This window comes from Paenibacillus chibensis (assembly GCF_004001045.1).
GTDB classification, from domain to species: domain Bacteria; phylum Bacillota; class Bacilli; order Paenibacillales; family Paenibacillaceae; genus Paenibacillus_AQ; species Paenibacillus_AQ chibensis.
In genome coordinates, this window is the sequence record NZ_BIMK01000018.1 from 133,307 (window position 1) to 150,415 (window position 17,109).

The window sequence follows — 17,109 nt, forward strand, 5'->3', positions numbered from 1 at the left end:
GTGATCACAGCGACGGCCCGCGAACTGCGGTTCCAATCGCTGTGAATATTTAATCCGATTAAAAGATTAATGCATCGGTCTTACACCAAATATTCGATCAAAATCGTCTTATCCACCTGCGGCAGCGAGACGCTGAGACGGTCGCCGCTTTTGAGCTCTGCGCCGCGGGATGCATCCACCGCGCGGCCCGATTTTTCGATCATGCAGGCCGAGCCGTTTTTCAGCATCAGCCGGTCGTTTTTGCCCGGCATGAAGATCACCTTATCGGTCTCCTTCAGCTCCGGTGCCAGCTGCAGCAGCTGATGCAGGTTGAACTTGCCCTTGAAGGCCGTCAGCTTCTTGTATTGCGGATATGTTTTTTCCCCGGTATTCTCGTCGCAGACCTCCACCACCATTTGGCCGACGAAGCCTTTATTCGCTTTCCGGACCGCCCCCAGAAGAAAGTAAGCTGCCGCGGCCACTGCCGCCAGGGCAATCACACCAATCACTACGGCCCATACTGGAAAAGGTTTCTTTTCGTCCTTGGTCGGTGCTGGCGTTTGGGCGCTTCCGGCCCCGGAAGCTTTGGCACTGATGGTCACCGGCTTCGTTTCCCGGTAGAAGCTCTTTTCTTCGGCCCGTGCCTTCAACTCATATTCATGTTTCTCTTCTACAGTATACGAGCCTTCAAAATGGTCGCCTTTATTGGCAAGCTTCACTTCCTTGGTGTCGCCGGAATCCAGATCCTTGACGATCAGTTTGGCGCTCATGTTATTGTAAAGCCCGCTGCTCTGCAGCTTCTGGCCATTGCTGACGAGATAGGCATTGATGTCGACGGTATCGCCTTTTTTGACGGTCGTTGACTTGAGCGGAGCCATGTCCAGCTCGAGATCATAGTTGAAGATCAGATTGATGTCGATTTTATCCTTGGGAACGCCCTTAACCTGCAGCTTCCAATCACCCTGCTCCGGCTTCAGCAGCTTGATCAGGGAATACGTTTTGGACTTGGAGAGCAGCACGCCCGAGGACGGGATTTTCTGGCTTTGTCCCGACGGATCGATCAGCTTTACGTCCACCGGCTTGCTGGACATCAGCGAAATGTTGGCTTCGAGCACATTGGCGTTCGGCACGTTGACGGTGACTTCCTGGTAGCTTCCATTCGCCGTAATCGCGCTCACCGGCACGATTTTCAGCTTTTGATGACTGGCGAATATTTCGCTCAGGATTTGCGGCAGATCGTCGGCCGAGCTGGTCGAGAAGGATTTGCCCCCGGTCTTATCCGACAATTCGGCGAGCGCCGCCTTATTCAGCTTGCCGTCGTAATTCAAGCCGATCGTGTAGATCGGAATGCCCTCAGCCTTGGCTTCCTGCACCGACTGGCTGAGCTCCTGATCTGACTGCGCCTTGGTTCTGCCGGACTTCGGATCCAGCGCGTTGTTGCCGTCCGCAAGCACGACGATCATTGGCTCATGGCCCTTCTCAGCCCCCTGCTTCAGGACTTTCACCGCTTCCTTCACCCCTACGGATATATCCGTATAGGCGCCGCGGTCGATCTGGTCGATAAATTGCTTCAAATTGGCTTTGTCCGCATCGGACTGGATCTCCAGCAGCGCCTTCTCCCGCTGGATTTTATCGGTGTAAGAGACGATGCCGACCTTGTCTCCCTGCGTCGACAGCATATCGATGAACATTTTCATCGCTTCGCCGCTAATTTGATTCGGATCGCTGGCCTTCATGGAGTTGCTTGCGTCCATGACCAGCACGGCATCGATATGGGAGGACTGCTGCGCAGCCGCAGCCGAGACTCCCCGCCCGCCTACCGGTAAAACCAGCAGGACAATGAGCAGAAGACAGAGTGCTATTTTATTTTTATGAAGCATAAGCTTTCGAAACTCCTTCTCTATTGAATTGTACTGATTTTTTTCATAAGCTTTCATTATACTCTAGGCAAAAAGTCTTAAGAAAATCTTAAGAAACGATAAATTCCTGCTAATAATCAGACATCACTTTTTCCCAGCGTCAGGAGGGGCGGCGCAGAGCCGACTAAAAACTCCCAATACTTTTATATTATGATATAATTAAAGCCGGCAAAGTTCAATGATTGCAGCCGTGTTGCGCCTCGTAGGAAATAAGGCCTACTTCCTGCTTTCATTCATTTTCAAGCCCCCTAGAAAGGAACCGCGGATTATGATTGCATACGGATGCCTCGGCATTTTGTTTCTATTTATTATCATCAAAATCGCCGTCTATTTTAACCGGCAGAAGCATGCTCCGACCCACGAGGATCTCGACGAGACCCTTCTGGCCATTGCCAACCGACGGAGGGACGATGCCTCATGACGAAGAAGAAGCCGGTTCGCCTGCGCCCCTATTATAAGACAAGATATGCCTATGAAAAGTTAAGAGTTTGCAAACATTGCCGCTCTTTCACCGTGCTGTGGGAAGATAAATGCGCGAACTGCGGCAAGCAGGCGCTCATACCCGTCATGGATCAGGCCCGAATCAACGCCAAGCGCTCCATGCAGAACGAGCGGCTCATCGCGCTTTTGGTCATGCTCGCCGCCGTTCTGTTCAGCCAGACCTTCGTGCAGATCGTGCTTTGTTTCCTGGGCGGAATGGCGTTGACGCTTTTTCTCTGGTGGTTTCAGCGGAAAATGCTTGAGACCGAAACGAGACGGCAGCTGGATAAGCTGCTGCGCGGCAGCGAGCGCCGCATTGTAGAGGGCATTTACTTGAATCTCGGCACCGCATCCGCCGCCATCAAAGAGGATGAACAGCTCGGTTATGAGATTTTGCGGGAAATCGCCAGCATCGTTCATAACGACCGCATCCGCCTGCAGCGCATCATGCTGCTTCAGGGCTTCGTGCTCCGCAAGGACATGGAGCTGGAACTTGAGCCGCTGATGCTGGAGGACTTTGAACCGGCCCTGGCCGAATACATCGGCGAGCTGGCCAAGGTCAAACGCGAGCTGATCAAAAGCCAGGCCATCCGGTACGTGATGATCTATGAGCGTGAAATTCTCCGTATGAAGGATGGCGCCGGCATCATGGCTGGCGTTGCGGGTGCCGCGGTTCGGATGAAGAAATACGTGGACATGTATCCCGAATTTATCCTCCGCTACGTGCGCCAGCTGCCGAAGGAGCGCTATTTGCGGCTGTACCAGCTGGTGCGGCGCAATCCCGACCAATCCTGGAACGGACTGCGCGATGAAGTCTCGGCCATATATAACGAGAAATACCGCTGGGATCCGGAATTCCAGAACTGGGAATAGGCTGTGTCCAAATTTTATTAAAGAGGCCATAAATATATGACGATAAAACGTACGCTAACCCTGCGTAATCTTCTGATTTTGTTCTGTATCGCCATGCTGGTCCTGATCGTCCTGAAGGGAATCGACATCAACCGCAAAATGGCCTGGGTCGACGAAGCCGGCCGCTACTATGATCAAAACGATCTCCTCCGCGCGGAAGAAGGCTACCAAAAGGCGGCGGGCAACAAGTCCATTCATTACAAAGAGGCCCTAATCGCGGAGCGCCTGCGCGAGCTTGAGCCGATTACCTTGATGAAGCAAACCTTGACCCAGCTGGACCGGCGCGCGGAGCGCACGGGCTCCGGACAGGATTTTACCGGCTTTCTCCAGGTGTATAACGAGCTGCTGAGCGCCAAAAGCAAGTTTATGGGCACGAACGACCGCTTCGCTCCCTACTATGCCAAAATCTCGGCGAATCTCGGTATATCGGATCATATGACGAGCTACTTCCAGCAGTTTAAAGCGTTGTTCTACAACCAGCTGGAGGAGCGGTTAGCCAAGGGACAAACGGATGAAGCGGTGCCGAAATGGAATCTGCTGGCGATTCCGGACGATTTCTACGGCGGAACAACCGAGAAAACCAAACAGCTGAATGCCAAATTCAAGGACTTCGATGAGAAGCTGCTCGCCAAGCTGGCCGGAGACGGCAAATTCCAAGACCTCCTGAATCTGTCGCAGTCTTTTATCAGCCAATATGAAGGACGTAAAATGAAAGCGCCGTGGGTCAAGAGCAAAACGGATGAGCTCGCGCGGATCATCCTGGAAAAGGATGTGGACGGGGACCAGCCAGCCAATTATGCCGTGCATGCCAAAGCCTATGAATCCTATGCCAAAAGCACGGGGATCAAGTCCGGACTGCTGAGCGAGATCGACCGTCAAATTCGTAAATGGCTGACCTCGGCCCAGCGCAAAATCAAAAATAACGATTATGAAGGTGCGATCGCCATCTATGAGGCGCTCTCCTCATTCCAGGACACCTCGGAAGAATTGAAGAAGGCCAAGCTCGCCTGGACGGTCCATGATCCGCTGCGGCTGCTGCAGCAGACCGACGGGACGAAGAATTACAGCCACGTCAGCGGCGGAGGCAACCGGTTCGGCGGCAGCGCCTATGCCATCGGCTCGGATGACGACAATGCGGTTTATTTTGCGATAATGAACGAGGACGAGTCGGTGCAACTGGTCAGCACACATGATTTTCCTTCGGGCGTAAGCATCCGGCAGATTTCGATCGAGAAATCGCTCAGCACGAAGACTGTGCCGGTGATTCTCGTCGAGGGAGAATCCGCATCCAGACAAGCGCTTTATGCAGCCTTTGAGGTGCATGACGGCAGCATGACCCCGCTGTTCCTCTTTGATGCTGACGGCTATGAGGTGCAGGCGGACAAATCGCTGCTTGTGACCCGTCCGGACGGCGTTCAAGGCGATGGCGGCACTTCCCAGCAAGCAATCTACATGCGCCAGGGAGACAGCTATCAATTCATGGGCTACCAAAAGGATTACACCGATATCAGCGTCAATGATCTGCTTGGCCATTCCAACGAGAAGGTCCGGTTCACCTGCTACGTCGTATACGGAGGCGAAGGCGATGCTTTGGCACAGATGGGTGACTCCTATGTGAAGCTGCACGGGAACTATACCTTCTCCGATGGTATGAATGTGACCGTAACCGGCCTGTTCAGCCAGTTTGAGGACGTGTATCCCGGCGGGGATCAGCTCGGCGAAATGGTTACCGTTCCGGTGTTCGATGTAGAGAATATGGAGTAAAAGAAAAAGCAGGCGCCCATCCGGGCAGTCTGCTTTTTTTCGTACCTTTTTTCGAAATGCAAGATATATCCGGCGTGATGATGCATTTTGTGATAGCACCCGCGCTTCATCCTTGTGCTTCACCCGATCCTACCAATGATGAATATACCAAACAATAAAGAAGGGCAGCCCGAGAATACGTCTCGGACCGCCCGTTTGATGCAGCAGCATAAGCTGTCATTATTTGACTGTCACGATCACCTTCGTCGACTTGCCGCCAAACGTTACCGTAATCGTCGCTTTGCCTTTTCCCGTCGCCTTCACGACGCCGTCTTTGACGGTAGCGGTCAGGATCCGGGAAGACTTCCACAGCGCCGGCTTGGTCACATCCGAATCACTTCCGTCATTGTATGTCGCAATGGCTGTGATGGGCACCGATTGGCCAACGCTCATGTTCAAGCTGACTTCATTGGTCTGAAGATATTTCAGGATATCGACTTCCACCGGAATGCGCACGGATTTGCTGCCGTACTTGGCGGTAATCGTCGTTTTGCCGCTGGCCACAGCGGTAATCTTGCCTTTGTTTACGGATGCGACTTTATAATTGGAGGTGCTCCAATCGGCTTTGTCGCTGACATCCTTCGTCGAACCGTCACTGAAGGTCACGGTGACTTTGACATCGGCCGTTTTTTCTTTCGCTTTGCCTGCAGTTTTCAGGGAGACGAAGTCCACATCGGCATCGATCTTCGAGATGACATCCACTTCGACGGCTACGGTAACCTTCTTGCCGCCGTACTCCGCCGTAATGTTGGCCTTCCCGCTCTTCATGCCCGTTACAACGCCTTCGCCATCCACGCTGGCTACCGAAGGGTTGCTGGACTTCCAGGTTGCTCTCTTATTCAGTCCATCCGCTGCTTCAGGATCGTTCACCGCGGACAAATCGATCGTTTTCTTGTCGCCGGTCGACATGATGATCAGGCTTTGCGGCGAAGTCAGATCGCTGACCAGGCCGACCTCAACCGTCATCGTGTACGATTTGCCGTCGTATTTACCCGTAATCGTAGCGGTGCCGGAGCTAATACCCGTTACAACGCCCTTTTCATCGATTTTGGCGATGTCTTCCTTATTGGAGCTCCATTCAACCTTATCGGTCACCTGCTCCGATGCCTTATCTGCGCCGTAATCCAGGATAATGCTGGCCGCATAGGTTCCGCCTACTTTGAGGGAGACCTTTTTCGAGGAAACATCCACCTTCAGCGGCATGTCCACGGCCACATGGGTCGTTACGGTAACGCCGCCGTAAGTGGCGCTGATATCGGCTTCGCCCTTTTTATAGGCTGTCAGCATGCCGCTGCTGGATACATATACGACGTCTTCCTTGCTGGATTTCCAATCCGCCTTTTTTTCCACGTCATCGGATTCGCCGTTAGCATAGGTTGCCTTCAGTTTAATCTGGTAGGTTTTCAGATCCTGCAAACTCAGAGCCACTTTGTCCACCATATCGAGGTGACGCGGCACATCCACGTCCACATTGATCGTGACGCTCTTGTCGCCGTATTTTGCCGTAATCACGGCAGAACCCGGCACGTTCGCGGTAATCATGCCTTGCTTTACGAAAGCAACCTTCTCGTTGCTGGATGTCCATACGGCATCCTTCGTAATGTCTACCGGATCTTTATCCGGATAAACGGCCTCCACCTTGATCGGTGCATCGAGTGATGTGTTCGCATGGAGGAAAACATCCTGCTTGCTTGCCTGCAAGCGAATGGTTTTATCTACATCCACCTGAATCGTAGCCGTCTTGGTGCCGTATTTGGCGGTGATCGTGGCCGATCCCGGCCCGTAGGCCGTAATCTCCCCTTTGATCACGTCAGCGACATCAGGATTGCTTGTTGTCCATTCTGCCTTCGCGGCAACATCTTCTTTGACATCCCCGTCCGGATAGGTTGCCTTCAGCGTAATTTGTACGGTTTTCTTCTCGCTGGCCAGCATGGACACCTGTGTCACATTGGGATCCAGACGTTTAACCAGCTCAACGCTGACCGGAATGGAAACCGTTTGCTTGCCGTAAGTCGCCGTAATCGTTGCCGTACCGGAACTGATTGGTTTGACCGTACCGTTCACGACCGAGACGATGCTGTTGTCATCGACCGTCCAGTCTGCTTTGCTCGAAACATCCGTATCCGTCGTGTTGTCCGCGTACGTTGCGGTCAAGTGAATGGTCGGATTATCATTCAATTTCAGATTGAGCTTTTTCTGAGGATCCGAAATGGTCAGCGCTTTTACTTTTTTGGTCACGTTCACTTGAACGGACTCGGTTTCGCTGCCATAAACGACAGAGATGGTAGAATTCCCTTCGCCTACCGCGGTAATAGTACCGTTATACACGGTGGCTACCGCGCTGTTCATACTGCTCCAGCTTGCTTTTATCGTCAAATTTTCAGTTGAGTTGTCCTTATAAACGCCCGTCGCCGTCACAGATGCCGTATCGCCAATCTCCAAGTTAACCTTGGATTTTGAGAGAACCAGCTTGGACAAATCCGCTGCCGTAGCAGCCCAAGTGATTCCGGAGTATGCCATGCACAGGACCATAACCAGTGACACGACAAGCATCTTTTGAAGCTTCTTCTGCAATGTAAATTCCCTCCAATTCCTGTTTTTGATAAACACATCATACCTCACATATCGGTCGGGCGGGGATAGAATGTTAGCTTTTTCGTGCTTTTTTGTGCGTATTTCGGTTTTTTTCGGGAAAATGACGTTTTTTGTCGATTGCTTCAAGCTTCCGTGAACGGGGTAATTTATTGGTTGGTAAGTTCCGCATGAGAACAACTATCCTTCCGATTGCACGTCTATTATATATATGGAGGTGCCTACCCATGATCACAACCGACCATCCGATAACGGGCAAAGCCGAAGCGCTGGTTCAGGAGCATTTCAGCAAACCATTCCCGCACAGCGTTACGATCGGCATTCTGGAAAACGGAAACCAGTTTTACTTGGGCCAAGGTCAGCCGCAGGGCTTCGATTATTCATCAGCCATTTATGAAGCGGCTTCGATTACCAAGGTGTTTACGACGACGCTGCTATGCCTGCTGGAGCAGCAGGGCAAGCTGAAGCGTTCAGACACCATTGGTCAATACATACCGGAAGTCGCCGGGAACCGCAAAATCAGCGCGATCACCCTGGAACAGCTCGGATCGCATACGTCCGGTCTGCCCCGCCTGCCCGCTGGACTCAAATTTGTAATGACAAACAAGCTTAATCCCTATGAGCATTATAATGAAGAACAGCTCCTGAAGGACCTCCCCAAATGCCGGCCTTCGGCGCCGGGACGGTATGAATATTCCAATCTGGGCGTGGGCTTGCTCGGATATATTCTTGCCCGGTGCACCGGACGCACCCTGGAGGAGCTCGTGAAGGAAGAAATTTGCGGTCCGCTCTTCATGGAAGACACCACGTTTGTGCTGAGCTCCGCCCAGCAGCAAAGACTGCTTCCCGTATACACCGCCAACGGCAAAGAGGTTCCTCACTGGGACCTGGGCGCGCTGGCAGCAGCAGGAGGCCTGCGCACGACGGCCAGAGACCTGCTCCAATTTGCCAAGGCAAATACGGGCATGGGCGCAGCTTCCGTTGTTGCTGCCATGAAAGCGGCCCAGCAGCCGAGACTCCGGATCCGCCGCAATGACGAGGTGGGCCTCGGCTGGATGATCCGCACGGGCGTGTACCACGACCGCATGCATTGGCATAACGGCGGCACGTACGGCTCAAGCAGCTTCATCGGCTTCCACAGGGAGAAAAATATGGCGGTCATCGTTCTCTCGAACAACGGCAGCTTCGCATTGAAGCCCTTCTCCCTGCTCCGCGCCCAGAAAAGGCATGTCGACGAGATCGGCCTCGAGCTGCTGCGCATCATGACCAAAACGATGGATTAATGAGCAAATTTTCATCTTTCTGTTACCGAAACGAGGTTTTTCCGCATTCCTTTTGCATGTATCTTTAACGTTAGGGGACGCATTCTCTGAAGTTAAGGAGGGACATGATATGCGAAAATGGATTGCAGCCGGAATCGCCGCGATGCTGCTGTTAGGCGTCGCCGGTGCCGTTTGCGCGAACATGCGGCGGCCCGAGCTCTTTGACTCGCCTGCAAGACAAGCTGTTCATCAAGCGGATGCAAAAACATCCGAGCTTACTTCCCGGGAGACCGCTCAAGCTCCCTCCGGCTTTACTGTAGAAAACAAGGCCGTGCGCCGCGTGCATCTGACCGCCGATTATCCTCAAATCAAGGGACTGCCCGACCAGGCGGCCGAGGAACGCATCAATCAGGATCTGGAAGGCATCATCCGTATATTCAGCGAACGCATGTCCACCAACGACAAGCTGACCTTGGGCTATGAGATCACGAGCCGCTCCGGGGACTTCTATTCCTTTGTGTTCCGCGGCAATCTGACGCAAGGTACCCACAGTGATGCCAAGGGCGAAACGCGGCCTGTGCTGAAAGCTCTCAATTATGACGCCCAAACGAACGTAAGCATCACGGCTGTCAATCTTTTGAAGGATGACCCGGCGTCGATGTCCGCTTTCAGCAAGCTGTTCAAGGTTTATGCCGGCAAAGACGCGAGAGCGTTCGCAAAGGATATGGGCGTTTATTTTACCGATACGGATATCGTCTTTTATGATCTGCAGCAGGATGCCGCTCCGGAGTACACGCAGGTACACATTCCTCTCAAGGAAGCCAAGCCCTTTTTTAACGATCCGATTCAGCCCATAGATCAATAGTCATCCAAAGAACATCATAACGCAGGACCTTGCGCCGACATCCGTTCAGGAACTTTGCGGGGACCCCGTTATTTAATACAATTTATCATGAAAAAAAGAGACTGTCCCCCAGGTTCATGCAAACCTTGAGGGTCAGTCTCTTTTTCACGTACAACGATATGGCAAGCCGATCGCTCAGGCTTTATCCGTCGGCAGCGCACAGGAGCCATCCTGGCAAGCAAGATCATCCGAGCCGCCGACCATCGTCAGCGGGTGGTCTTCCTTCCAGATGTTCTGCAGCGCGTCCACGAATACGTCCTCCGGCTGCGCGCCGGAAATGCCGTACTTCTGGTTCACCACGAAGAAGGGCACGCCGGAAATGCCGAGCTTCGACGCTTGGCTCTCATCCTCGCGGACATCCGCCTTGTACGCATCGCTCTCCAGCATGTCAGCTGCGGCCTTGGCATCAAGCCCGATTTCGCCGGCCAGACGCGCGAGGCTTTGACGGTCCCCAAGATGCTCGGAATCGGTGAAATAAGCTTTGAACAGACGCTCGGTCATGTCGTAACGTTGCCCGAACTCGCCGGCCCAATGCGTCAAACGATGGGCATCGAACGTATTCGTCGGCTTCATCGTATCAAAATGGTAGGTCAGCCCTACCGTTTTCGCCTGCTCGGTCATGTTGGCGTTCATCGCTTTGGCCTGTTCCAGGCTCATGCCGTACTTGGAAGCCAATATGGCGTGCATGCTTTGGTCATTGTCGCGCGGCGCATCCGGCGCCAGCTCGAAGCTGCGGAACACCACTTCCACCTCGCTTTTATGCTCGAAGCGCTCCAAAGCCGCCTCGAACCGGCGTTTTCCGATGTAACAGAACGGGCAGGCAAAATCGGACCATACTTCAATTTTCATGTAAAAACCTCCTAGGATTGATCATTTATGATGTGCTAACTGATACTTTTTTATGCACAGAATGAATTAAAAAGAAAGGCAGGAACCCCCGCCTACTAACTGTAACTTCTTTATATACATTATATAGGAGTGCGCGCCGTTCCGCAACTTGAAAAGCCCGCTCCCGGTACATTTTCCAGGAGAATATCCGATTGCTCTACCCCACGGTCGGCGCGGCTGCAGGAACCGGTTCGGGATCGGCCGGCTGCACCAGCGCATGCCGCTCCCAAGCCCGGCTCTTCCAGCGGAAAAACATGATAACCGCACGCGTCCACTCATCCGCCGCAATAGCTAGCCATACGCCGGCCAAGCCGAGATGAAGCTTGAATATGAGAAAATACCCTAACGGCAGCGACATGCATACCATTGAAATCAGTCCCATGTAGACCGGAAAACGCGCATCGCCCGAGGCGCGGAGCGAGTTGATGATGACGATGTTGACCGTCCGGCCGGTTTCCAGAATGATGCTGAGCAGGATGACCTGCGCCCCCATGCGGACAATGGCCATATTATCGGTAAACAGGCTCATCAGCGGCACGCGGAATGCGATAATGATCAGATCGATGACGACCGTAGCGGCCAGGGCCCATTTTACGCTCTGGAATACGCGGGTATAGGCGTCCTGATTGCGGCGCGAGCCGACGTAATGGCCGACGATGATGGCCGTTCCCATCCCGATCGCCATGCTGAACAAATAAATGTACATCGAAATATTGCTTGCATACTGACGCGTAGCCATCGCCTCCGCCCCCAGATACGTCACGTACAGCGTGAAGGTCAGCTGACAGATCTGGTAGACGATATTTTCAAAGGCCGACGGAATGCCGATGCTCAGGATTTTACGGACATAGTCCCTGGACAGGCGGATGTAGTACTTCCATTCCACCCTGACATCCATGACGCGGTACATCAGCCAGAAGAAAACGAGCAAACAAATCAGACGGCTGAACACCGTCGAGATCGCTGCGCCCTCCACGCCCATGGCGGGAAAGCCCCAATGACCGAAAATCAGCAAATAGTTGCCGCCCACATGCAGTATATTCATAAAAAGAGAAACCACCATCGTTTCCTTGGTAAACCCGTGCGTACGGATCGTGGCAGCCAGCGCATTAATCAGAGCCTGCAGGAAAATCCCGCCCCCGACAATTTGCATGTAAGACTGCGCGTAACCGAAAATCTCCCCGTGCACATTCAGCAGCCGCAGCATATGTCCGCCCAGCCCGAGGAAAACAACGCTCAGGATCAGGCCGACAGCCAAATTCAGCGTCAAGGCGTTGCCTGTCACCTGCGCTGCTTCGAGCTTCTTTCTGGAGCCCAAATACTGGGCAACAACGATGGCAGCACCGCTGCCAATGACTTCAAGCAAAAGGATGGCGATCGAAATAATCTGGTTGGCGGCACCCACGCCGGAAACGGCGTTATCTGACACCGAGCTGATCATGAACGTATCTACGCTGCCCATCAGCATAAACAGAAACAGCTCCAAAAAGATGGGCCACGTCAAATGCACCAGACTGAGACGACCGGATTCTGACCGTTCGGACGAATCGTTACCATGTGCGGTCATGAGTCAGAAATCACCTTTCTTTCCTATAAAGTTAACTTAAAACAAAGGTATGTTAGCACACTTTACCGGAAAATACAGTCCTTTCGTGAAAATTCCTCCGAGAAATTTTCATTTAATTTTCAGGCTTGGCAAAGTCGCTTCAGCCCTTTCTGCATAAGCCTTCGGCATGCCATCCGGTAAGTAAGTTGATCGGAGCCGCAAAGGCAGCGCTTTCATTTTCATAAAAAAAAGAGTTGATAATTGAGAAATCATCCCCTATGATAATGTCATCAGGCCGGATTTAAAAATTAAAGCACTTTAACTTTATGCAATATTACATCTTATGAAACCTTTTAAATATAGGTTATTACTCTCCAAAAGTTAAAGCGTTATAATTTTAAAACAATAGAAAGGTTGGTGTTTCCGTGACCCATCGCGAAAGCCGGCGGCAGACATTCTATATGTATCTCTTTATCTCCCCATGGATCCTCGGCTTCCTGGTGTTTGCCTTGTATCCGATTCTGTCATCGCTGTATTACAGCTTCACGGATTATGACATTATCCATCCGCCCAAGTTTGTCGGACTCGCGAATTACACCGAAATGTTCCACAATGACCTGTTTTGGAAATCCGTTGTCGTAACCGTGAGGTATACGTTTATCAGCGTGCCGATCCAGCTCTTGCTGGCGCTCGGATTCGCGCTGCTGCTCAATCAGAAAATACCGTTTCGGGGCTTCTTCCGGACCGCCATGTATTTTCCGAGCATGGTATCCGGCGTCGCGATGTCGCTCCTGTGGTACTGGATTTTCAATCCGTCGATCGGTCTGTTCAACTACGTGCTGTCCTGGTTCGGCATTAAAGGCCCCGCCTGGCTCATGAGTCCGGACTATGCGCTGTACGCTTTGATGATCATGTCCTTCTGGGCGGCAGGCTCCGGCATGATTCTGTTCCTTGCAGGCCTGCAGGGCGTACCTTCCAGCCTTGTTGAAGCTGCCAAGCTCGACGGCGCGGGACGTTTCCGGATCTTCCTGAACGTGACGCTTCCCATGATCTCGCCGGTACTGCTGTTTCAGCTCATCATGGGGGTGATCGATTCCTTCCAGGTATTTACGCAAGCCTATGTCATGACCCAGGGGGGTCCGAACTACTCGACCTGGTTCTACGTTTACAACCTGTACACGAGCGCCTTCAAGGAATACCGGGCGGGCTACTCCTCCGCTCTCGCATGGGTGCTGCTGATCGTCGTCATGCTGTTTACGGCACTCATCATGAAATTCTCGAACCGTTATGTTCACTATGAAGGAGGCGGACGCAAATGAGTACGATCCCGGCTGCCGGCCCCACCGCATCGCCTTCGGTAACGAAGCGCCGCCGCAAAGTCGATGGCGTCAGCATCGCAAGCTTCGCTGCCCTTATCGTCACCACCTTTCTGATGCTCCTGCCGCTCTTCTTCATGGTTTCCACGTCGCTGAAATCGAAAAAAGAGCTGCTGAGGTTTCCTCCGACCTTCCTGCCGGATTCCTGGCAGTGGAGCAATTACAAGGAGATTTTCGAAACGCTGAACTTCGGGCAAATGTACATGAACAGCCTCATCATCGGTATCCTTACCGTTGTCGGGACCCTGCTTTCGTCGGCGCTCGCAGCCTACGGGTTCGCCAGATACCGCGGCAAGGGCAGCAACTTTTGGTTCATGCTGATGCTCAGCACCATGATGCTGCCGTATCCGGCGATCATGATTCCGCAGTTCATTCTCTTCTCCAAGCTGAACTGGCTGGATACGTTCCTGCCGCTGATCGTACCTGCGTTCTTCGGCTCGGCGTACAACATCTTTTTGCTGCGCCAGTTCTTCTCGACGCTGCCGGATGAGCTGTTTGACGCCGGACGCATCGACGGGTGCAGCGAGTTCCGGATGTGGCGGCAAATCGCGCTGCCCCTGTCCGGTCCGGCGCTGGCTACGGTTGCTATTTTCGCCTTCATCTACAGCTGGAATGACCTGTTGACACCTGTGCTCTACTTAAGCTCATCGGATAAGTTCACGCTTCCGGTCGGCATGTCTTCCTTCACTTCGTCGCGGTTCCGCATTCCGCCGTGGCATCTGCTCATGGTGGCCTCGGTGCTCGCCATGCTGCCGATCGTCGCTCTGTTTGCGGTAGCCCAAAAGCGTTTTGTCGAGGGAATCGTACTTACAGGCATCAAGTAAAAGCTCCGCCGCAGCGGCGGCAAATACACTTGAACATATGGGGGACTGTAGATCATGAAAAGGAAAAGGATCAAAAAGACTTTCGCGCTTTTGCTGGCAACCAGCATGCTCGTCGTATTGGCATTGTCCGGGTGCAGCGGCGGCAAATCCGTTGGAGACGTAGCCCCTTCGGGCGAGGGGGACAGCGGAAAATCCGGCTCATCCGGCGAGAAGGTAACCATTACGCACTACACGATCGATTCCGAAGACCGTACCTTTATCGAAAAGCTGATTCCGGATTTCGAAGCCAAGCATCCGAACATCAAGGTCAAAGTGGAAAAAGCGCCCTACGAGCAGTTTGACAGCAAGCTGCAGACGCTCATCGCTGGCGGCAAATCGCCGGATGTAACCAGTCACTATGGCTACGGGGGTTTCGCGGAGTATTACAACAAGGATATGCTGCTCGACCTGAGCGACATTATTAAGGAAGACGGATTCAAAGCCTCCGACTACAGCATCCCGGATGACCTGATGAAAATCTACACCGTCAAAGATCATGTATACGGCATTCCGGTCAACATGTACGTCACCCTGATGCTGTATAACAAAGACATGTTCGATGCCGCCAAGGTCCCTTATCCGCCGAGCGATTACGAGGACAAGAGCTGGACGTTCGACAAAATGGTGGAAGACGCGAAGAAAATGACGCATGTATCCGACGATATCGCCAAAACGCAATACGGCGTGGACTTCACCTGGTCCGAACGCGACATGCGCCCGCTGTACTTTGGCGTTGAGCCTTACTCCCAGGATACCTGGTCCAACGGCGGCGTCCCTTCCGAGACGCATTTCGATTCCCCGGACGTGATCGCGGCTTACAATAAGCTGTTCAACCTGATTCTGAAGGATAAGGTCTCTCCGACGACGGAATGGAGCAAGAGCGTGGCCGGACAAAACGGTGACGCGTTCGTTACCGGCAAGCTGGGCATGACCGTCAGCGGCTCCTGGAGCCTTGCGGGCTCCAACGACTTTCCGTTCAAGGTCGGCGTAGCGGCGGTTCCTGCCGGCGGCAACGACAAGGTCCGCAGCGTGCTGTTCGTTGATCCGCTGCTTATTCTGAAAGGCTCGAAGCATCCGAAGGAAGCTTTTGAATGGATCAAATACCTGGTCAGCGACGAGGTTCAGGAGAAATCGATTGATCTGAGCGGAGGCAACCCTCCTGTCAATACGAAGGCCGCGGAAACTTACTACAAGCATTTTGACGGCATCGATCCGGCAGACGTGAAAAAGGTATACGAAGGCGCCGTGAAATACGGCTTTGAATCGTATAATCACTTAATCACGAACTATTCGCAAATCAACGACATGTTCATAAACGAGATGCAGCCGATCGATACGGGACATAAAACCGTTGAAGAGGTCATGCCGACCATTCAGAAAAAGGTCATGGAAATCATCAAACGTTAATACAGCTCTTGTACCGTCCCGAAAGGGGCGGTGCATCTGTTAAATAAGCTTCGCGGCTGGCCTCCGTACATGTATACTAGGGTTAAATGAATGTAAACGTACGGAAAATCTGCCGCAAGGAGAATAAACAAATGAAGGTTAGCATATTTGATGTAGCAAAAAAATCAGGATTATCCGTGGTGACGGTTTCCCGGGTGCTCAACGGCGCCGAATCGGTCCGCGAGAAAAATAGACAAAAGGTGCTTGACGCCATCAAAGAGCTCGATTACCGCCCAAACGCTGCCGCCCGCAGCCTGGCCCGCGGCAAGACGGGCATCGTCGGTATAATCGTGACGACCCTCCAGGATTCATTCTTCGACGCTGTCGTCAAGGAGCTGAACGAGGTGCTTGCGCTTCATGGCTATTTCCTCGCCGTTTCGGTCTCTACCGGCATCGGCTCCGATGAGGCTCATTATCTGATTCAGGAGGACCGTGTGGACGGTCTCATTCTGCTCTCGCCGATGGAAGAGGACAATTACATCGTGGAACTCAAGAAACGCAGCATCCCTTACGTCCTGATCGACAACCAGAAACCCGAAAATGACGCATTTTCCGTCACCATCGACAACTACAAGGGCGGATATGCAGCGACTAAACATCTTCTCGATCTCGGCCATACCAAAATCGCGCACTTGAGCGGTCATAATATGTTCCGCAGTACGCGTGAACGCCGCAGCGGCTTTCTGCAGGCTTTGGAAGACAAAAACCTGGCCCCGTTCGAGATGATTACCGGCGAGTTCGAAATCGACTTCGGCTATGATACCTGCTGCAGATGGCTGCGCGAAGGCAAGCTACCGTCCGCCGTATTCGCGGGTGACGACAACATCGCGCTCGGGGTTGTGAATGCCCTGATGGAAGAAGGCATCCGCGTTCCGGAGCAGGTCGCTATCGTCGGCTATGACGATCAGCATATCTCGTCGAAGCTCCATCCCTATCTGACGACGGTCCGTCAGCCTGCTGACCGGATCGGTCTGGCCGCGGCTGATATGCTGCTCAAACGCATGGACGGTACAATGAAGCGCGGAGGCAATGTGCGGATCGACCCCGAGCTGATCGTGAGAGAATCTACTGTACATTCTCCGGAAGATACATCCGGATCATAAGAAAGACGTCTATCGACGTACTCTCAAAGGAGAAAG

At 52.9% G+C, this 17,109-nt stretch carries 13 protein-coding genes; 9 read left to right on the top strand and 4 right to left on the bottom strand.

Going from position 1 to position 17,109, the window contains the following annotated elements; translation table 11 throughout:
* Positions 1 to 80: 80 nt before the first annotated feature.
* Positions 81 to 1,859, bottom strand: a complete 1,779-nt coding sequence (locus PCH05_RS15965) for a vWA domain-containing protein (protein WP_127603627.1) — start codon at positions 1,857 to 1,859, stop codon at positions 81 to 83.
* Between the two features lie 307 nt (positions 1,860 to 2,166).
* Here PCH05_RS15965 and PCH05_RS27320 point away from each other — a divergent pair, with 307 nt between their 5' ends.
* From PCH05_RS27320 to PCH05_RS15975, 3 genes are read left to right on the top strand one after another with little or no spacing between them, the layout of a single operon-like run.
* Positions 2,167 to 2,319 (top strand): hypothetical protein, encoded by a 153-nt coding sequence (locus PCH05_RS27320; protein WP_164766672.1) that lies wholly within the window; start codon positions 2,167 to 2,169, stop codon positions 2,317 to 2,319.
* Positions 2,316 to 3,251: a hypothetical protein gene (locus PCH05_RS15970; RefSeq protein WP_127603628.1), complete on the top strand. Its 936-nt coding sequence runs from the start codon at positions 2,316 to 2,318 to the stop codon at positions 3,249 to 3,251. Before PCH05_RS27320 ends, PCH05_RS15970 begins: the two co-directional genes overlap by 4 nt.
* A gap of 36 nt (positions 3,252 to 3,287) precedes the next feature.
* Positions 3,288 to 5,054, top strand: coding sequence for a type 2 periplasmic-binding domain-containing protein (locus tag PCH05_RS15975; protein WP_127603630.1), 1,767 nt, complete (start codon positions 3,288 to 3,290; stop codon positions 5,052 to 5,054).
* A gap of 219 nt (positions 5,055 to 5,273) precedes the next feature.
* Here PCH05_RS15975 and PCH05_RS15980 read toward each other — a convergent pair whose 3' ends face one another.
* Positions 5,274 to 7,667 carry an Ig-like domain-containing protein gene (locus PCH05_RS15980; protein WP_127603632.1) on the bottom strand — a complete coding sequence of 798 codons (2,394 nt, stop codon included), beginning with the start codon at positions 7,665 to 7,667 and terminating at the stop codon, positions 5,274 to 5,276.
* Positions 7,668 to 7,912: 245 nt separating this feature from the next.
* Here PCH05_RS15980 and PCH05_RS15985 point away from each other — a divergent pair, with 245 nt between their 5' ends.
* Both PCH05_RS15985 and PCH05_RS15990 read left to right on the top strand, forming a co-directional pair.
* Positions 7,913 to 8,968, top strand: a complete 1,056-nt coding sequence (locus tag PCH05_RS15985) for a serine hydrolase domain-containing protein (RefSeq protein ID WP_164766673.1) — start codon at positions 7,913 to 7,915, stop codon at positions 8,966 to 8,968.
* Between the two features lie 109 nt (positions 8,969 to 9,077).
* Entirely contained in the window at positions 9,078 to 9,812 is a 735-nt protein-coding gene (locus tag PCH05_RS15990; protein ID WP_127603636.1) for a polysaccharide deacetylase family protein, read from the top strand.
* A gap of 174 nt (positions 9,813 to 9,986) precedes the next feature.
* Here PCH05_RS15990 and PCH05_RS15995 read toward each other — a convergent pair whose 3' ends face one another.
* Both PCH05_RS15995 and PCH05_RS16000 read right to left on the bottom strand, forming a co-directional pair.
* The gene (locus tag PCH05_RS15995) at positions 9,987 to 10,700 is read right to left on the bottom strand and encodes a DsbA family oxidoreductase (RefSeq protein WP_127603638.1); all 714 of its coding nucleotides are present in this window, start codon (positions 10,698 to 10,700) and stop codon (positions 9,987 to 9,989) included.
* A 196-nt stretch (positions 10,701 to 10,896) separates the two neighbouring features.
* A complete protein-coding gene (locus PCH05_RS16000; RefSeq protein WP_127603640.1) occupies positions 10,897 to 12,306 on the bottom strand; it encodes an MATE family efflux transporter in 1,410 nt (469 codons plus the stop codon).
* Between the two features lie 440 nt (positions 12,307 to 12,746).
* Between PCH05_RS16000 and PCH05_RS16005 the strand changes: the two genes are divergently transcribed.
* The 4 genes from PCH05_RS16005 (at position 12,747) to PCH05_RS16020 (ending at position 17,073) form a co-directional block, all read left to right on the top strand.
* Entirely contained in the window at positions 12,747 to 13,604 is an 858-nt protein-coding gene (locus PCH05_RS16005) for a carbohydrate ABC transporter permease (protein WP_174806272.1), read from the top strand.
* Positions 13,601 to 14,485, top strand: coding sequence for a carbohydrate ABC transporter permease (locus PCH05_RS16010; protein ID WP_127603644.1), 885 nt, complete (start codon positions 13,601 to 13,603; stop codon positions 14,483 to 14,485). The genes PCH05_RS16005 and PCH05_RS16010 overlap by 4 nt, the downstream gene beginning before the upstream one ends.
* Before the next feature lie 54 nt (positions 14,486 to 14,539).
* Entirely contained in the window at positions 14,540 to 15,931 is a 1,392-nt protein-coding gene (locus tag PCH05_RS16015; protein ID WP_127603646.1) for an ABC transporter substrate-binding protein, read from the top strand.
* A 131-nt stretch (positions 15,932 to 16,062) separates the two neighbouring features.
* Entirely contained in the window at positions 16,063 to 17,073 is a 1,011-nt protein-coding gene (locus tag PCH05_RS16020; RefSeq protein ID WP_127603649.1) for a LacI family DNA-binding transcriptional regulator, read from the top strand.
* The last annotated feature ends 36 nt before the right edge of the window (positions 17,074 to 17,109 follow it).

Excerpts from the sequence above, each read along its gene's own strand:
- PCH05_RS15965 (WP_127603627.1), bottom strand. The coding sequence starts at position 1,859 with ATGCTTCATAAAAATAAAATAGCACTCTGTCTTCTGCTCATTGTCCTG.
- PCH05_RS27320 (WP_164766672.1), top strand. The coding sequence starts at position 2,167 with ATGATTGCATACGGATGCCTCGGCATTTTGTTTCTATTTATTATCATC.
- PCH05_RS15970 (WP_127603628.1), top strand. The coding sequence starts at position 2,316 with ATGACGAAGAAGAAGCCGGTTCGCCTGCGCCCCTATTATAAGACAAGA.
- PCH05_RS15975 (WP_127603630.1), top strand. The coding sequence starts at position 3,288 with ATGACGATAAAACGTACGCTAACCCTGCGTAATCTTCTGATTTTGTTC.
- PCH05_RS15985 (WP_164766673.1), top strand. The coding sequence starts at position 7,913 with ATGATCACAACCGACCATCCGATAACGGGCAAAGCCGAAGCGCTGGTT.
- PCH05_RS15990 (WP_127603636.1), top strand. The coding sequence starts at position 9,078 with ATGCGAAAATGGATTGCAGCCGGAATCGCCGCGATGCTGCTGTTAGGC.
- PCH05_RS15995 (WP_127603638.1), bottom strand. The coding sequence starts at position 10,700 with ATGAAAATTGAAGTATGGTCCGATTTTGCCTGCCCGTTCTGTTACATC.
- PCH05_RS16000 (WP_127603640.1), bottom strand. The coding sequence starts at position 12,306 with ATGACCGCACATGGTAACGATTCGTCCGAACGGTCAGAATCCGGTCGT.
- PCH05_RS16005 (WP_174806272.1), top strand. The coding sequence starts at position 12,747 with ATGTATCTCTTTATCTCCCCATGGATCCTCGGCTTCCTGGTGTTTGCC.
- PCH05_RS16010 (WP_127603644.1), top strand. The coding sequence starts at position 13,601 with ATGAGTACGATCCCGGCTGCCGGCCCCACCGCATCGCCTTCGGTAACG.
- PCH05_RS16015 (WP_127603646.1), top strand. The coding sequence starts at position 14,540 with ATGAAAAGGAAAAGGATCAAAAAGACTTTCGCGCTTTTGCTGGCAACC.
- PCH05_RS16020 (WP_127603649.1), top strand. The coding sequence starts at position 16,063 with ATGAAGGTTAGCATATTTGATGTAGCAAAAAAATCAGGATTATCCGTG.